General features: G+C 68.9%; 13 protein-coding genes and 1 pseudogene. 8 read left to right on the forward strand and 6 right to left on the reverse strand.

The window, feature by feature from the left end; all coding sequences use genetic code 11:
• A pseudogene (gene fusA / locus VLG41_RS22135) lies at window positions 1–419 on the forward strand (elongation factor G); the annotation flags it as partial.
• Window positions 420–496: 77 nt separating this feature from the next.
• On the opposite strand, the gene VLG41_RS22140 reads toward fusA, so the two are convergent.
• A complete protein-coding gene (locus tag VLG41_RS22140; RefSeq protein ID WP_325351541.1) occupies window positions 497–1357 on the reverse strand; it encodes a LysR family transcriptional regulator in 861 nt (286 codons plus the stop codon).
• Window positions 1358–1514: 157 nt separating this feature from the next.
• Between VLG41_RS22140 and VLG41_RS22145 the strand changes: the two genes are divergently transcribed.
• The 4 genes from VLG41_RS22145 to VLG41_RS22160 all read left to right on the forward strand — a co-directional run bounded on the left by VLG41_RS22145 (window position 1515) and on the right by VLG41_RS22160 (window position 7392).
• Window positions 1515–2933 (forward strand): MFS transporter, encoded by a 1419-nt coding sequence (locus VLG41_RS22145; RefSeq protein WP_325351542.1) that lies wholly within the window; start codon window positions 1515–1517, stop codon window positions 2931–2933.
• Window positions 2934–2990: 57 nt separating this feature from the next.
• Window positions 2991–3575: a TetR/AcrR family transcriptional regulator gene (locus tag VLG41_RS22150; RefSeq protein ID WP_325351543.1), complete on the forward strand. Its 585-nt coding sequence runs from the start codon at window positions 2991–2993 to the stop codon at window positions 3573–3575.
• 83 nt (window positions 3576–3658) lie between these two features.
• Window positions 3659–4177, forward strand: coding sequence for a hypothetical protein (locus VLG41_RS22155; RefSeq protein WP_325351544.1), 519 nt, complete (start codon window positions 3659–3661; stop codon window positions 4175–4177).
• 266 nt (window positions 4178–4443) lie between these two features.
• Window positions 4444–7392, forward strand: coding sequence for a di-heme oxidoredictase family protein (locus VLG41_RS22160; RefSeq protein WP_325351545.1), 2949 nt, complete (start codon window positions 4444–4446; stop codon window positions 7390–7392).
• Here VLG41_RS22160 and VLG41_RS22165 read toward each other — a convergent pair whose 3' ends face one another.
• A complete protein-coding gene (locus VLG41_RS22165; RefSeq protein WP_325351546.1) occupies window positions 7393–8286 on the reverse strand; it encodes a LysR family transcriptional regulator in 894 nt (297 codons plus the stop codon).
• A gap of 117 nt (window positions 8287–8403) precedes the next feature.
• On the opposite strand from VLG41_RS22165, the gene VLG41_RS22170 reads away from it, so the two are divergent.
• On the forward strand, window positions 8404–9381 hold the full coding sequence (locus VLG41_RS22170; protein WP_325351547.1) for a Bug family tripartite tricarboxylate transporter substrate binding protein: 978 nt from the start codon (window positions 8404–8406) through the stop codon (window positions 9379–9381).
• 10 nt (window positions 9382–9391) lie between these two features.
• Complete coding sequence (locus tag VLG41_RS22175; RefSeq protein ID WP_325351548.1) at window positions 9392–10795, forward strand: FAD-dependent oxidoreductase; 1404 nt, start codon at window positions 9392–9394, stop codon at window positions 10793–10795.
• A gap of 48 nt (window positions 10796–10843) precedes the next feature.
• Here the strand turns inward: VLG41_RS22175 and VLG41_RS22180 are convergent, their stop codons facing one another.
• A complete protein-coding gene (locus VLG41_RS22180) occupies window positions 10844–12754 on the reverse strand; it encodes an FAD-binding monooxygenase (RefSeq protein WP_325351549.1) in 1911 nt (636 codons plus the stop codon).
• A 99-nt stretch (window positions 12755–12853) separates the two neighbouring features.
• Between VLG41_RS22180 and VLG41_RS22185 the strand changes: the two genes are divergently transcribed.
• The gene (locus VLG41_RS22185; protein WP_325351550.1) at window positions 12854–13750 is read left to right on the forward strand and encodes a LysR family transcriptional regulator; all 897 of its coding nucleotides are present in this window, start codon (window positions 12854–12856) and stop codon (window positions 13748–13750) included.
• A gap of 21 nt (window positions 13751–13771) precedes the next feature.
• Here VLG41_RS22185 and VLG41_RS22190 read toward each other — a convergent pair whose 3' ends face one another.
• From VLG41_RS22190 to VLG41_RS22200, 3 genes are all read right to left on the reverse strand, one after another.
• Window positions 13772–15142 (reverse strand): type II toxin-antitoxin system HipA family toxin, encoded by a 1371-nt coding sequence (locus VLG41_RS22190; protein ID WP_325351551.1) that lies wholly within the window; start codon window positions 15140–15142, stop codon window positions 13772–13774.
• Entirely contained in the window at window positions 15139–15417 is a 279-nt protein-coding gene (locus VLG41_RS22195; RefSeq protein ID WP_325351552.1) for a helix-turn-helix transcriptional regulator, read from the reverse strand. Before VLG41_RS22195 ends, VLG41_RS22190 begins: the two co-directional genes overlap by 4 nt.
• A 110-nt stretch (window positions 15418–15527) precedes the next feature.
• Window positions 15528–15851: ABC-type transport auxiliary lipoprotein family protein (locus VLG41_RS22200; RefSeq protein ID WP_325351553.1), on the reverse strand; the 324-nt coding region annotated here is incomplete at its 5' end.

Below are 15851 nucleotides of genomic sequence, written 5' to 3' on the forward strand. Positions count from 1 at the left end.
TTCCGGTGGTGGACGTCAAGGTCACGCTGCACTTCGGTTCGTACCACGACGTGGACTCCTCCGAGCAGGCGTTCAAGATGGCCGCCATCTTCGGCTTCAAGGAAGGCTGCAAGAAGGCCAACCCGGTCATCCTGGAGCCGAAGATGGCCGTGGAGGTGGAGACGCCCGAGGACTACGCTGGCAACGTGATGGGCGATCTGTCGTCGCGCCGCGGCATGGTGCAGGGCATGGAGGACATGGTCGGTGGCGGCAAGGCCATCAAGGCCGAGGTGCCGCTGTCCGAGATGTTCGGCTACTCCACCACGCTGCGCTCGATGTCGCAGGGCCGTGCCACCTACACGATGGAGTTCAAGCACTACTCGGAAGCGCCGGTGGCCGTGGCCAAGGACATCATCGCCCACCGGCAAAGCGGCCGCTGACGCCGATCACTTCCCCGCGAGCCCGGATCCGGCCGTTCGCCATGCGCGCCCGAACGGCCGAGATCCGGTCTGCCCCGTCACGATCGCAGGCTTTCGATGTGGCTGCTCAAGGTCGCGATGAAGGCACGCAGGCGGTTCAAGCGTCTCAGATCGCGGTGGTAGCCCATCCAGATGTCGCGCCCGGGCGGATCGTCCGGGAGTTGCAGGCGGCGAATGCCCGCCACCTGATCGCCCACCACCCGCGGCAGCACGGCGATGCCAATGCCTTGCGCGCACATGCGGGCCTGCACGTTGCGGTTGTTGGATGAGAGCAGGGGCCTGGCGTTCGGGAAGCTCTCCTTGAGCCAGGCGATGTCGGGAAACTGACCCGTCGAGGTGTCGTGGGTGATGAGGCGAAAGCCAACCCCGTCGCCGAACAAGGGCTCGGGGGCGTTGGCCGCTGCGTAAGCCCCATAGGGCAGGCGGATCAGTTTCCTCTGCACGACGTCGGGCGCGTTGAATGGAACGATGCGAAAGGCGATGTCGGCTTCCCGCTGCGCCAGGTTGAACAGGCGCGTGCCGGTCAGCACCTCGACGTCGACGTGCGGATAGGCCCTGGCGTAGTCCGCGATGATCGGCGGCAGGAGGTAGGCGCCGAACCAGTCGGCCGAGGAAATCCGCAACAGGCCCTGCAGCTGTCGTTCTTGTCCGGCCAGGCGGCGCTCCATGGCGTGGGCGCCTTCTTCCATCTGCTCTGCCAGCGCGACGATGCCGGCGCCTTCTTCCGTCAGAACGAAGCCATCAGCGGTTCGCTGAAACAGCGCATGCCCCATGGCCCGCTCCAGCGCCTGCAGACGACGCCCGACGGTGGGGTGGCTCAGGTGCAGGGCCCGGGCGGCAGCGCCCAGGGTGCCCGCGCGCGCCACCGCCAGGAAGATTCTGACGTCGCTCCATTCCATGTTCCGACACCCACAAAAATGAACGGTGAGCGTACAGCATTGTCAGTTGTCGAACAGATCCGGATGGCGGATTCTCCCCAGGCGCGACCTGCCCGTCGCCCTCTCGCCGCACCGCCCCCCGCCCCCTGTTCACCGGACGCCCTGGGCTGCCACCGCCATGAAAACCGCACTGACCTTCCCGACGCCTCAACGGGCCTCCGCCGACACCCGTCGCTGGTGGGCCCTGGCCGTTCTTCTGACCGGCACGCTGTTGCCGCCGCTGGACTTCTTCATCGTCAACGTGGCCCTGCCCGCCCTGCAGGCGGACCTTCAGGCGACGTCATCGGTGGCCCAACTGGTCGTGTCGGTGTACGCGGCGGCCTACGCGGTCACGCTCGTCCTGGGCGGGCGCCTGGGCGATCTCTATGGGCGCAAACGCGTCTTCATCGCGGGGATGGTGGGCTTCGGCGCGGCGTCGGCGTTGTGCGGCCTGGCCCCTTCCGCGGGCGTGCTGGTGGTGGGGCGTTTCCTGCAGGGCATCAGTGCCGCGATCATGGCCCCGCAGTCCCTGGCGTCCATACACGCCATCTTCCCGGCCCGGGACAAGGGCCGCGCGCTCAGCCTGTATGGCGTCACCATCGGCTTGGCGGCCGTGGCCGGGCAGTTCCTGGGCGGGGTGTTGGTCTCCACCGATCTGCTTGGCCTGGGCTGGCGCACCGTCTTTCTCATCAACCTGCCGGTCATCGTGCTGGCCGTTCCGGCCGCGATCGCCTGGGTGCGCGAGAGCCGGTCGGAACAGACGGCGCGCCTGGACGTGACCGGTGCACTGCTGCTCGCCACGGGCCTGCTGACGCTCGTCGTGCCCCTGATCGAAGGGCGCGAGCGGGGTTGGCCATGGTGGTGCCTCGGCGCGCTGGGCTTGAGCGCCCCGCTGCTCGCCGCCTTCTGGGCGCACGAGAAGCGCCGCGAACGCGCCAATGGCATGCCGCTGGTCTTGCCTTCCTTGCTGGCGCCGCCGGGTCTGCGGCGCAGCCTCTCGGCCACATTCTTCTTCTACTCCATCGCGCCCTTCTTTCTCGTGTTCGCCGTCTACGAGCAGTCCGGTCTCGGCCACGACGCGATGGCCACCGGGCTCGCGGTCCTGCCCGTCGGCCTGGGGTTCCTGTTGGGGCCGCTGTGCACCGCGTCGGTGGCGCGGCGTCTGGGGCCGAACGCGGCCGCGTTCGGCATGTCGCTGGAGGTGGTCGGCCTGCTGCTGAGCGCGGGCCTGGCCTGGTGCGACGCACCGTCCTGGCTTCCGATGCCCTTGTTTCTCATCGGCCTGGGGCAGGGCATTGCGCTGCCCGCCCTGGTGCGGCTGAACGTCGATCAGGTGGATGCGCGTTGGGCCGGCCTGGCGTCGGGGCTGGTCAATGCCACGCTGCAGATCAGCGCGGCCCTCTCCACCGCGGTCATCGGCGGCTTGTACTTCACCCTGGCGCCCGATGGCGCCGCGGCGGTGCAGGTGAAGGCGGGGTTTTCGATCGCGGCACTCGCCATGGCGGCCAGCCTGGGGCTGGCGGCGGTCCTGGCCCGCCGGCCGCGACCCGCGCCTTGATCGTCCACTCATCGTCCCAGCATTGGACATCAATCTACTAGTTGGTAGACTGCGGCCATGAATACAGAACTGTCGGCCCGGGCCAGCGAGATCGCCGCGTGTGCGCGTGCCCTGCTGGTGCGGGGTGGCTACAACGGCTTCAGCTACGCCGACATCTCCACCGCGGTGCAGATCAGCAAGGCCAGCGTTCACCACCACTTCCCCAGCAAGGCCGAGCTGGTGCGCACCGTGGTCGCGCGCTACCGGGAGGAGGCTCGAGCGGGCCTTGATGCCCTGAGCCGGCAGGTGCCGGACCCGCTCGCCCGGCTGCAGGCGTACACGGGCTACTGGGCGAGCTGCATGCACGACGACAGCTCCTCCTTCTGCATCTGCGCCATGCTGGCCTCTGAACTGTCCACGGTTCCGCGCGAAGTGGCCGACGAAGTCCGCGGCCATTTCCTGGACCTGACGGCCTGGCTCGCGTCCGTGCTGGCCAGCGGCGCGGCTCAGGGCCGCTTCGTCCTTCACTCGAGCCCGGAAAGCGAGGCCATGGGCTTCGTGGCCACGGTGCACGGCGCGATGCTGTCGGCGCGCGCCTATGGCGACCCGGAGGCGTTCACGGCGGTGGTCCAGCCGCTCTTGCGCCGCCTGGCGGCCCCGTAAGGCGGCCGTACCCCTTTCTTCCCGGTGCCTCGATCGCATCGATCCGCTCATCAAACCTACCAACTGATAGATAGAAAACACCCATGGCCTCCCCCCTCTCTTTCGTCGGCGCGGTCCACACCGCCATCAGCCTGGTCCCGGTACTGGCCGGCCTCTACGGCTTCGTTCGCTTTCGTGCGATCCAGCCCTCCACCCTGTCCGGCAGGGTCTACCTCGCAGGCCTGACGCTGTCGGTGCTCACGGCCTTCGGCCTGTCCAGCACGGGGGGGCTCAATCCCGGACACGCCCTCGGCATCCTGGCTCTGCTCGCGGCCTTCGGCAGCCTGCTCGTGCCCCGAATGCGCTTCATCGGGCGCCTGCGGCCCTACCTGGCGGGCTTTGGCATGAGCTTCAGCTTCTTCCTGCTCCTGGTGCCCGGCATCGTCGAAACCCTGACCCGAGTGCCGGCGGCCCATCCCCTGGCGCAGGGGCCGGAGTCCCCGCTGGTTCGCCTCGCGCTGCTCTCATGGGTCGTCGTCTTCATCGTCGGATTCGCGGTTCAGGTCTGGACGATCGGCCTGCCAAAGAATGTCCACCCTCCCCGGGGTGAACAGCAGGCGTGAACAAAAATTGATAGCACGCGATCCGCCTCCCGTCACGCTGCAGCCACAGTCGTTTCATTGATGCAGCGACCGTGCAGGGCGGCGGTCGAGGCCTTCACTCGCAGCCGCCGACCGACCGGTGCAGGGGGTATCGACAAGACGTAACAAGTGTTGCCTGCGCCCGCTGCGGGCATGGCGTTTGCGTTTTTTCACGGATCGCGGCGACGCCACCTGGCGTGGAGGGCGTCCGCGTGGGAACAACTCAAACACCCAACGGGGGAGCATCCATGCACAACAAGAAGCCACGTCCCGGCGCGGCGCCCGCGTGCGCGCGTCCATTGGGCATTCTCTTTGCTGTCACCCTGGCGCTGGCCGCCTGCGGTGGTGGTGGCGGGGCCGGCAATGGCGGAACCGAGTCGGGCGCCTCGGCGCCGGCACCGGCCACCTCCCTACCCACCACGCCGCTGCCCGAACCCGTGTTCGAGCCGCCACCCACGAACGCGCCGGTCGTACTGCCCGCGCCCGTCACTGCCCCCGTTCAGGCGCCGCCGCCCGCGCTGCAACTGCCGTGGGGCGTTGACCTCAGCAACCCCGGCGCGCCCGTGGCCCCGGTGGCCGCCACCTCATCGCCCACAGCGGGCGGCAACACCGCGTCCAAAGCCATCGATGGCAGCGGCAGCACGCGCTGGGAAAGCACCGCCACCAACAACGCCTGGATCCAGTTCGACTTCGGTGCCAAGACCCCGATCGGCTATCTCAAGCTCGTCTGGGAAAACGCCTATGGCAAGGAGTACGCGCTGCAGACCTCCGACGATGGCCAGAACTGGTACCAGCTGCGCTACGTCATCGCCGGCAAAGGCGGCGTGGAGGAGTTCTTCAACCTCAATGCCAACGCGCGCTACCTGCGACTGCAAGGCGTGGCGCGCGGCACGCAGTACGGCTACTCCCTCTACGAGGTCGTCTTCAAGTCACCGGGCAGCGACAACTCCCTGCCCGCCATGGCCACCTCGCCCGTTCCGTTCCCGCCCAACGGCAACGGCCGCCAACCACTGCCCGCGCCGGCCAATCCGCTGGAGACCATCCAGTTCTCGCTACCCGACGGCACCCTCGTGACGCGCTGGGGCATGGTCGGCCGTTCGCGCCATGCGCGTGAGCGCGGCGAGGACTGGAACGAGATCGGCTACGGCCTCAACGAGACCGTCGATGCGGCCGGCCAGCCGCGCGACAAGGGGCCGGGCGCGCACCTGAACTTCGTCGCCAACTATTTCAAGAACCGCACCTGGGGCGTGGAGTTCATCGACAACAGCAAGGTGGCCGGGGTCACCCGGCCACGCCTGGTCATCAACCACTACTTCCAGCAGCCGCAACGCGGCGGTGGCCTGGGCTTCGTGCGCAACTTCAGCAACCCCGACGTCACCGGCTTCGGCTGGATGAGCCCGGGGGACCTGCTGGACGATTCGACGTACACGCAGGGTGGGCAGGGCATCGCCGCGTGCCCGGTGATCCCGCTGCCGCCGCAGGGCGCCTTGCGCAACCCCACGAGCGGCTACAACGGCGTCATCGGCGCCAATGGCGGGTGCAGCTGGGTGTTCGATCAGCTCCCGGCCTACACCGACCTGCGCGCCGATGCCAACGGCGTGCTCGTGCCCACGGGGCCGCGCATCCCCTCGCGCGCGCTGGCGGTCGGCGATGCCTTCGAGTTCACCAGTTCGTTCTTCTCCACCCGCGCCGACATGGACGCCCTGGGCGACAGCGGGGGCTTTCGCTACTACACGAACGAGCTGACCTACGTGGTGGGCGAAGGCCTGCGCCCGTGGTACGGCGTGCAGCCGCGCCTGATGAACAAGCCCCTGCCGCTGGAGACGCTGCAAGGCGGGCTGGGCTCCATCTCCTACGACTACGCCGACAACCCCGCCTTCATGTTCCAGCAGCCGCACAACCACGTCGGCATGAAGAACATGCAGCGCTTCGTCGAGGGCCGGCGCTGGCTGCACACCAACCTGTGGACGGGCGAGCACAACGAGGCCGGCAACGACCGCAACGACGCCGGCATCGGTCTGCAAGGCCCGCTGTTCAACCAATCCACCTGCGTCGGCTGCCACATCAACAACGGCCGCGGCATCGCCCCGAGCGCGATCAACCAGCGCCTGGACACCATGGCCGTGCGCGTGGCCGCCATCGACGGCAACGGCCAGCAGGTGCCGCACCCCCACTACGGCCTGGCGGTGCAGATGAACGGTCGCTCGGTGCCCGGCACCTCGATCGACTGGGGCACGGGCGTGCGGGTGGTCGGCTTCGATACCCGCAACGTCACCCTGGCCGACGGCACCGTCGTCGAGCTGCGCAAGCCGCGCGTGGCCTTCGACGGACCGACGCCGCCGGTGTATTCCCTTCGCAGCGCGCAGCCCATGATCGGCATGGGCCTGCTCGAGGCGATCACCGACGAGGAGATCCTGTCTCGCGCCCGCAGCACGCCCGATGCCGACGGCGTGAAAGGCACGGCCAACTTCGCCTACGACCCGGAGACCGGTGCGGTGCGCGTGGGCCGCTACGGCTGGAAAGCGTCCAAGGTCAGCCTGCGCCACCAGGTGGCCAGCGCGGCGCTGACCGACATGTCCGTGACCTCACCCGTCTACCCCAACCGCGAGTGCATGGCCGGGCCGGCCCGCTGCTCGGCCGCGCACAAGCTCGAGCGCGGCCTCGGCGAAGAGGCACTGCAGTCGATCACGCGCTACCTCGGTCTGCTGGGCGTGCCGGCGCAGCGCAGCGTGGCCAGCGGTTTCCCCAAGGGCGTGGCGCCGCTGCCCTATCTCGACGTCAAGCCGACGCAGGTGGCGCTGGGCGCCACGGTCTTCGCGAACGCCCGGTGCACGAGCTGCCACGTCAGCCAGATGAAGACCGGCAAGGGCACCGAGTTCGCCGAGGTGCGCGACCAGACCATCCGGCCCTACACGGACCTGCTGCTGCACGACATGGGGCCGGACCTGGCGGACCAGCTCGTCGAAGGGCAGGCCAGCGGCAGCATGTGGCGCACGCCGGCCTTGTGGGGCATCGGCTACACGCAATGGGTGGCCGGGCGCAACGGCACGGCGGGTTATCTGCACGATGGCCGCGCGCGCACGCTGACGGAGGCCATCCTCTGGCACGGCGGAGAAGCCACGGCCAGCCGACAGCGCTTCGAGGCGCTCTCGACAGCGGACCGGGAGGCGCTGCTGCTCTTCCTGGGATCGCTGTGATCAGCGCGGCATCTCGCTGGCCCAAACCGCAGCGAAGGCTTCGTGAAAGGCCTGTTGCACCAGTGAGGGCGGCCGATAGCGGTTGCGCAGCACGGCGATCGGCAGGCGCTCGCGTGTCTGGAACGGCCGAACGGTGAGGCGGCTGAAGGTCGATCCCGCCACGGCCGCGCGATCCACGACGGCCACGCCGCCACCCGACTGGGCCTCCCAGCAGGCCGAGGTGGCGGAGCGAACGAGCGAGTGGATGTTCAAGGACGCCGCTTCGCGACCGTAGGCCTTCTGGAGCGCCTGGCCATAGGGGGTGTCGGGCGGCGAACCGATCAGGCGTTCACTGAGCAGGTCCGCAGGGGTCACGGCGCGCTTCTTCGCGAAGCGGTGGCCTGGCGGGGCCACGCAGGCGAAGCCGCATTCGTAGCGCGCGACCTGCTCGAGGTTGGGGTGCGCGTGGGGCAGCAGGGCCACGCCGACATCGGCGGAGCGATCGAGCAGGGCATCGACCAGGATGGGGTTGATGAGGATCTCCATGCGCGTCTGCAAGCCAGGGTAGCGGCGCGACAACTGCGCCAGCGCGCGCGGCACGAGGTAGGGCGCCAGGCTCGCCGACACAGCCACGGTCAGCGTGCCGCTGCGTGGCGTGGCCAGGCCGCGCGAGACGTCGCGCACGCGCTCGACACCTCGCCACAGGGCCTCGATCTCCACGTGCAGCGCCTGGGCCTCGGCTGTCGGCACCAGCCGGCCCTTGACGCGCGCGAACAGGGTGAAGCCCAACTGGCGCTGCGATTGGGCGAGCGTCTTGCTCACCGCCGGCTGAGAGACGTGCAGCAGTTCGGCCGCTCCGCTCACGCCGCCGGTGAGCATGACGGCCCGGAACACTTCCATTTGGCGCAGGTTCATCGCGACAACATAACCGATGGTTAAGGGCTGTCCAACTCTTTTCATTTGACCGTGCCAGGCGTCTCACCCGACGATCCGTCCCAGAGGCCTTGACGGCCCGATCACCGGAGACAAGCCATGCGAGACAGCCCTTCATTCACTCGACGACAAACCCTCCTGGCCTCACTGATGGCCGCCACCGTGCCCGCCTGGGCACAAGGACAGAAATTCCCGGTTCGCCCGGTGAAGCTCGTGTTGCCCCAGCCCCCGGGCGGAGCGGCCGATCGACTGGCCCGCCTGGTCGGCGAGCGGCTCGAGAGGCACTGGGGCCAGGCCGTGGTCATCGAGAACAAGCCCGGCGGCGGGGTGGTGATCGGCACACAGGCGGTCGTGCGTTCACCCGCCGACGGCTACACCATCGGCCTGCTGGGCAGTTCGCTCAGCATCAACGCCGTACAGCGCAAGGATCTGCCCTACGAGCTCAAGGACCTGCAGCCCATTGCCCGCGCGGGCTACTACACGGTGGCCCTGGTTGCCGCGGCCAGCTTTCCGGCCAACGACATCCGCTCGCTCATCGAATACGCCAAGGCCCAACCGGCGAACAGCATCTCCTTCGGGTCCAACGGCATCGGCACCTCGGCCCATGTGGCCGGCGAGATGCTCAACCACATGGGCGGCATCCAGTTGCAGCACGTGCCCTACAACGGCGCGGCCAAGATGTACACCGACATCGCCGGTGGTGTGCTGCCCATCGGCTTCTCGGTGGTGAGTTCGGCCGACAGCTTCATCAAGGCCGGGCAGATGAAGGTGCTGGGTGTCACGAGCCTGCAGCGCAGCCCGCTGTATGCGCAGTGGCCCGCCATCGCCGAAACCCTTCCGGGCTTCGAAGCCATCAACTGGGCCGGCTTCTGCGGCCCCGCCGGCATGCCGCGTGACGTCACCGAGCAGATCGCCAGGGACCTGATCGCGGTGCTCAAGGCGCCCGACATGGCCAAGTCGCTCGAGGCCTCCGGCTTCGAGCTCTCGACGCAGGGCCCCAGCGAGTTCGGTGAGTTCATCCAGAGCGAAATGAAGCGCTTCGCCGCCGTGACAAGGCCCCTGCCGGGCCAGAAGTGAGACCGACACCGTGACCGCCAGCTACCAACTCTCCCGCAGCATTCCTGCCGACGCACCCTACGACCTCGTGGTCGCGGGGGGCGGGCCCGCGGGCACCGCCACGGCCGTGTGTGCCGCGCGCCTGGGCCTGAAGGTGCTGCTGGCCGAGGCCACCGGTTGCCTCGGCGGCATGGGCACCAGCGGCCTGGTCGCCTCCTTCGGCCCGGTGTCGGACGGCGAGCGCATGCTGGTGGGTGGCTTCATGAAGGAACTGCTCACGACGATGTGGGAGCAGAAGGCCTTCGCGCCCCAGGTCACGCAAGACTATTTGAACCGCCAGCTCAACCGCTGGGTCCCGTTCCAGCCCGAGCACCTCAAGCGGATTCTTGACGACTTCACGGTGCAGGCCGGTGTCGAGGTGCGCTTCTTCACGCGCGTTGTGGAAGCCGATGTCGACGGACGCCGCGTCAATGGCGTGGTGGTCAGCAACGTGGAAGGGCTTCGCTACGTGCCCGCCAAGGCCTTCGTCGATGCAACGGGCGACGCGGCGTTGGCCACGCTGGCCGGGGCTGAGTGCAAGGTGGTGCTGCGCGACACGGAAACCGTGGCCCCGAGCACGCTGTGCTCCCTGATCGCGGGCATGAACTGGGACGATCCCGCTTACGCGGGCGATGGCCTGGACAAGATCAAGGCGCGCGTGCGCAGCGAATGGGTGCCGCAGGCGATCGAGGACGGCTTCTTCACCCAGGAGGACCGCTTCTTTCCCGGCATGAACCGCGTGGGTCCGCAGGGCGCGACGCTCAACGCCGGCCACGTGTTCAACCTCAACCCCTTGTCGGTGCGAAGCCTGTCCGATGGCATGGTGCTCGGTCGCAAGCTCGCCGTGGAGTACACCGAGTTCTATCGGAAGTACGTGCCCGGCTGCGAACGGATCGAACTGATGGGCACGGCACCGTCCATGGGCGTGCGCGATTCGCGGCGCATCGTGGGCGAGTTCGAGCTGGGCATGGACGACTTTCTGGCGCGCCGTCAGTTTGCTGACCAGGTGGCCGTCTACAACCGGCCGACCGATGTGCATCCCAGCGACACCAGCAGGAAGGAATACGAGCGCTTTCTCAAGGACTTCCACGGCAAGGACAACCTGGGCCGCGGTGAATGTGTGGGCATTCCCTACAGCATCCTCGTGCCGCGCGGCTGGGAGAACCTGTGGGTGGCGGGCCGTTGCCACTCGAGCGAGACCAAGGTGCACGGCTCCATCCGGGCGCAGTCGGCCGCGTACATGATGGGCCAGGCCGTCGGCACGGCCGCGGCGCAGTCGATCCGCACGGGGCAACCGGCCAACGATCTGGACACGCGCGCGCTGGTGGAGACGCTGCGCGAGGCGGGGGCCTACCTGCCGCAGAAGACACTGGCGCGCGACATGACCCGCGCGTGATCGCGGCTGGCCCCGTTCGCCGCGCGCGCCGACATGCCTTGGTGGGTGTCAGGGCTTTGGCGTTCGCAGGAAGCCGCCAAAGAAGTCCGCCAGTTCGTCGTGCGCCTCCAGCGGCAGCACGTTCGCGACGTACTGGTCGGGCCGTACCACCACGAGCGCGCCGCGGCCGCGGTCAATGCCGCGCAGCGTGAAGATGTCCGGGCCGTTCTTCAGGTCCGGGCAGAAGGCCTTCTCGTAGTCGATCAGCCCGAAGCGGCCCTTGCGTGGCAGCAGCAGCGGCGGCAGCTTGTCCACCGCCAGTTCGCGGTGCCCCTGCTGGTAGATGGCGCGCAGGTCGATCACGCTGTCGATGTCCGCGCCCGCCGGGGTGAAGCGGCGGATCGGCGATTGGGATGACTCGGCGAGGAAGTCGGCCAGCGCGCGCAAGCGCTCACCACTGGCATCAGCGAAGGCGTAGAGGCGCCACGCCGCGTCGGCGCGCGCGGCGTGGCCCAGGTGCATGGGCTTGGCATCGGCCAGGCGGATCACCGGCGCCGAGTGGAAGCGCATGCCGATGGTGAAGCCACTCGCCAGCGACTGGTGGGTGGGCTTTGCCGTGAGCACCGTCTCGCTCGGGTAGTGCGTGGCCACACCGGCGGTGTAGCGACCCGACTTCACGAAGTAGGCCTGCAGTTCGGCCGGGTCCACGCCGCCGAGCTCGGGGCGCTTCGGGTCCTTCGGCGGCGAGGCCATGATCTTCGACCACTCCTTGTCGAAATCGATCAGGCCCTGGGCGATGGCGTGGCGCTCGATGCCGTAGGTGCGCAGCAGCTCCGGTCCCGCGCGGCCTTCGAGCACCGACACCAGCTTCCAGCCGAGGTTGAAGGCGTCCTGCATGGACACGTTCATGCCCTGGCCGGCCTTGGCGCTGTGCGTGTGGCAAGCGTCGCCGGCGATGAACACGCGCGGCAGGCGCGAGCCGGCCTGCGCCTGCGGCACGTCGTCGAAGCGGTCGGTGACGCGCTGGCCGACCTCGTAGACCGAGGACCAGGCGACGTCGCGCACCTCCAGCGTGTAGGGGCGCAGCACACGCTGCGCGACCTCGATGATCCGCTCGGCCGTGTAGCGCTCGCGCAGGTCCGAGCGCTGGGCCGGGTCGACCTCGCCGAGGTCGACGTACAGGCGCACCAGGTAGCCGCCTTCGCGCGGAATGAGCAGGATGTTGCCCTCCTCGGCCGACTGGATCGCCGCCTTCAGGCGGATGTCGGGGAAGTCGGTGACCGCGAGCATGTCCACCACGCCCCAGGCGTGGTTGGCGAAGTCGCCGCGCGGCTCGGCGCCGATGGCCTGTCGCACGCGGCTGCGCGCGCCGTCGCAGCCGACGACGTACTTCGCGCGCAGCGTGCGGGTCGCGCCGCCGTCCACCTCGCGCAGCGTGACGCGCACCGGGTGCTCGCCTTCGGTGTCGACCGTCAGGTCGACGAATTCGAGGCCGTAGTCGGGCTCCAGCCGCGTGGGCGACTGGCGCATGAAGTCCAGCAGGTAGGCCTGCATGCGCGCCTGGTTGACGATGAGGTGCGGCATCTCCGACAGGCCGTCCTCGACGTCCTGCACGCGCCCGGTGCGCACGATGCGCGAACGCTCGCCCGGCGCGGGGCGCCAGAAGGCGGTCTCGTTGACCCAGTAGCCCTCGCGCCGCAGCTTGGCGCCCAGGCCGAAGGCTTCGAACATTTCCACCGTGCGGCAGGCCACGCCGTCGGCCTGCCCCAGTTCGAGCGGGCCCTGGCGGCGTTCAACAAGGCGGGTGCGGATGCCGGGGAACTGGGCCAACTGCGCGGCCAGCACCACGCCGGCGGGGCCGCTGCCCACGACCAGCACGTCCACCGTTTCGTCCGGCCCCCAGGCGCGGTCCGTGGCGCCGGGCGCGGCCGCCAGCAGGTCCGGGTCGCCGGGGCGGTAGCCATTCAGATAGAACTGCATCGTGTCTCCATTCGGGGTGCCCGGCCACTATGTCCGCCGCGCTCTATTGCGTCCAGCCACAATACGCCATACCCGCCATATCGTTTTGAAATAGAACCCATGTCCAAGCTCGACCTCGACTGGCTCGGCGTGTTCGTCGAGGTCTACAAGACGCAGAGCGTCTCGTTGGCCGCGCAGCGCCGCGGCATGGCGCAGGCCAACGCCAGCATCGCCCTGAACAAGCTGCGCCGCCACTTCAATGACCGCCTGTTCTGCCGCACCTCGCGCGGCATGGAGCCCACGCCGCGCGCAAAGGCCATCTACCCCGAGCTGCTGGAGGCCTGGCAGCGGGTCGAGAAGGCGCGCCTCACACCCGAGGTGTTCGACCCCGCCAAGGCGCAGCGCGAGTTCCGCATCTGCATGAGCGACATCAGCGAGGTCGTGCTGTTGCCGGCGCTGGTCAACCACCTGGGGCGCATCGGGCCGCACATCCGCGTCGAGGCCGAGAAGGCCTCGGCGCTCAGCCGCAGCCGGCTGGAATCGGGCGATGTGGATCTCGCGGTCGGCTTCATGCCCGACCTGGAGGCCGGCTTCTTCCAGCAGGCGCTGTTCGCGCAGGACTTCGTGGTGATGGCCTCGCGCGAGCACCCGCGCATCCAGAAAGGCCTGACGAAGCACCGTTTCGAGGCCGAGGGCCACATCGTCGTGACGACCTCGGGCACCGGCCACTCCATCGTCGACAAGGTGCTGGGCCGCCAGCAGGTGCAGCGCCGCGTCGTGCTGCGCGTGCCGAGCTTTCTGGGCGTGGCGCGCATCGTCGCGCAGACCGAGCTGCTGGTGGTGGTGCCGCGGCTGCTGGGCGATGTGCTGGCCTCGCAGGACCGCGTGCGCCTGTTCGAGCCGCCCTGGTCACTGCCGAAGTACAAGGTGAAGCAGCACTGGCACGAACGCTTCCACGCGGACCCCGGCAACGTGTGGCTGCGCCAGACGATGGCGCAGTTGTTCGCCGGGCGCTGAGCGTGGCCCGTTCACACCTGTTCAGGCCGTCGATGGCCGCGGAACCGCCCGCTGGCCGCTCGTCTGCGCGTCGCGGTGCCACTGCAGTTGCCGCAGCAGCCCGGCCTTCATGCGCTCCGTCAGGTCCGCCGCTTCGATCATGGCGGGCCAGAGCGCATAGGCCGCGTCCCGGCAGCGGCGCAGCGCCGTGAGCGCGGGTTTTTCCACGATGCCCAACTGCGCGCAGAAGCCGCGCACCAGGCGCACGGTGAGCACCGAGTCGCGGTTCAGGCCCTCGGGCTGATCGGGGCTGAGGTGCAGCGCGCGGCCGCGCGGCATGCCGGCGTAGGCCGCGTAACCGACGATGTCGTAGGCGGGCGGCAGCTCGGGCGTGCGGCCATCGGGGTAGCGCAGGCCCATGTTCTTGAGGTGCATGTCGGCGTTGCCCAGCATCTCGCTCACCAGGATGCGCCGCAGCAGCTCCTGCACGGCGGGCTCGCCCAGCGTGGGCAGCGCCATGAGCACGCGGGCCACGGAGAGGTAGTCCCGCGTGTACTTGGCCTCGGGCTGCACGCCGAGGATCTGGGCGAAGTCTTCGCAGTGCACGCGCCGCGTGGGGGTGTCGGCGTCCCGGTCGTAGCGCTGGACCGCCAGGAACCGGCTGCTGGCGTTGGCGTCGCCGAGGTCGTAGTGGTGCTGGGCCTCCAGCCGTCCCAGCGGGGCGAGTTCGGCCTGCACGACGCTCACGCCGGCGGCCGCGGCCAGGCGCAGCGACAGTTCCTCGAGCTCCGGCAGCAAGGGCTGGCCCACGACGGGCAGCTTGGCGATGACGTGCCGGGCCTGGTCGCGCTCGTCGAGCCGGGTGCGGGCGGCGAAGCGGTCGCCCAACTGCAGCACCGAGAGCTTGGCCTGGATGCCCGAGACGGAGATCGCGTCCTGGATGGGCTCGGCTGTGACCGACATCTCCAGCGCGTCGTGGTCCGAGGTGACCAGGCGCTGCATCTGCGCGTGGTCGAGATCGGCCGGGCGCACGTAGACGTTGCCCGGCAGGTCCGCCCCGGTGGCGGCGAGCAGCTCGAAGTGGTCGTTGATGCCGCAGCCGCGCAGCTCGGCGATCTGGTTGCGCAGGGGGCCCTCGGGCAGCAGGCCTTGGAACCAGGCCGGCAGCAGCCAGCCGCGCTGAGGGTCGCGAGAGAGCGATCCGTTGAGGACCGGGCTGCTCACCCCGCGCCAGAAGGCGGCCTGGGCCTGGGCGTCGGCGGCCAGGAAGCCGACCGACAGCAGCTCCTGGTGGGGGTCGTCGGCGAAGGCGTCGTGGGCGACGAAGCGGTTGGTGGTGTGCTCGGGCGACACCGGGTACTGGAAGAGGTGGCCCGCCGGCCGTTCGCCGATGAAGACCTCCAGCGCTTTCATGGCTTGAGCGCGCGCTGCACCAGCGTCTCGACCACCGGCTCGCTGACGCCCAGCGCTTCGCCACGGGCCGCCGCCTTGGGCAGCAGCACGAGTTCCAGCCCCAGCTTGTCGGCCACCGCGAGCAAGGTGCTGAGCTTGAAGTCTTCGGTGCCTTTGAACACGTTCACCGCCGTCTGGCGTGACAGCCCCGCGGCCTGGCGCAGGGCCTCCTGCGTCATGCCACTGCGCTTGAGCCTGGCGCGCAGGGTGTGGGAGATGTCGGCGATATTAGTCATGTCAACCAAAGCAGAATAACTGGAAAATGTTCTGCTTTAGTTTCTTCGAAGCCCTATAAAACGTCAAGACAAATGTCTTCTAAACAAGAATTTTTGATAAATTTTCTGATTTATTTGACATTGTGGTCGGTGGCACCCGCCACGACGGCGGCCGCGTCGGTCGCCAGACGGTCCAGCAGGTCGGCGTAGGCCTGGGCCTGGGCTTGCGGGGTGTCCGTCCCGGCCTTCAGTTCATAGTCGAACCGCTGGCTGCTCGCGGTGCGCGCATCCACGCCGCGCCGCACCACGGCGACGCGCACGCTGGCCTTGAGCCGCCGCTGCGCGCGCGAGTAGTCCATGCGGTCGATCACCACGCGCAGGCTCGCGACGGGAGACCATTCGGCGCACTGGCTTTCGCACAGGCGCCAACCCGGCAGCCGCGCGCGCAGCGCCGA

It is taken from the genome of Hydrogenophaga sp., assembly GCF_035481345.1.
Taxonomy (GTDB): Bacteria; Pseudomonadota; Gammaproteobacteria; order Burkholderiales; family Burkholderiaceae_C; genus Hydrogenophaga.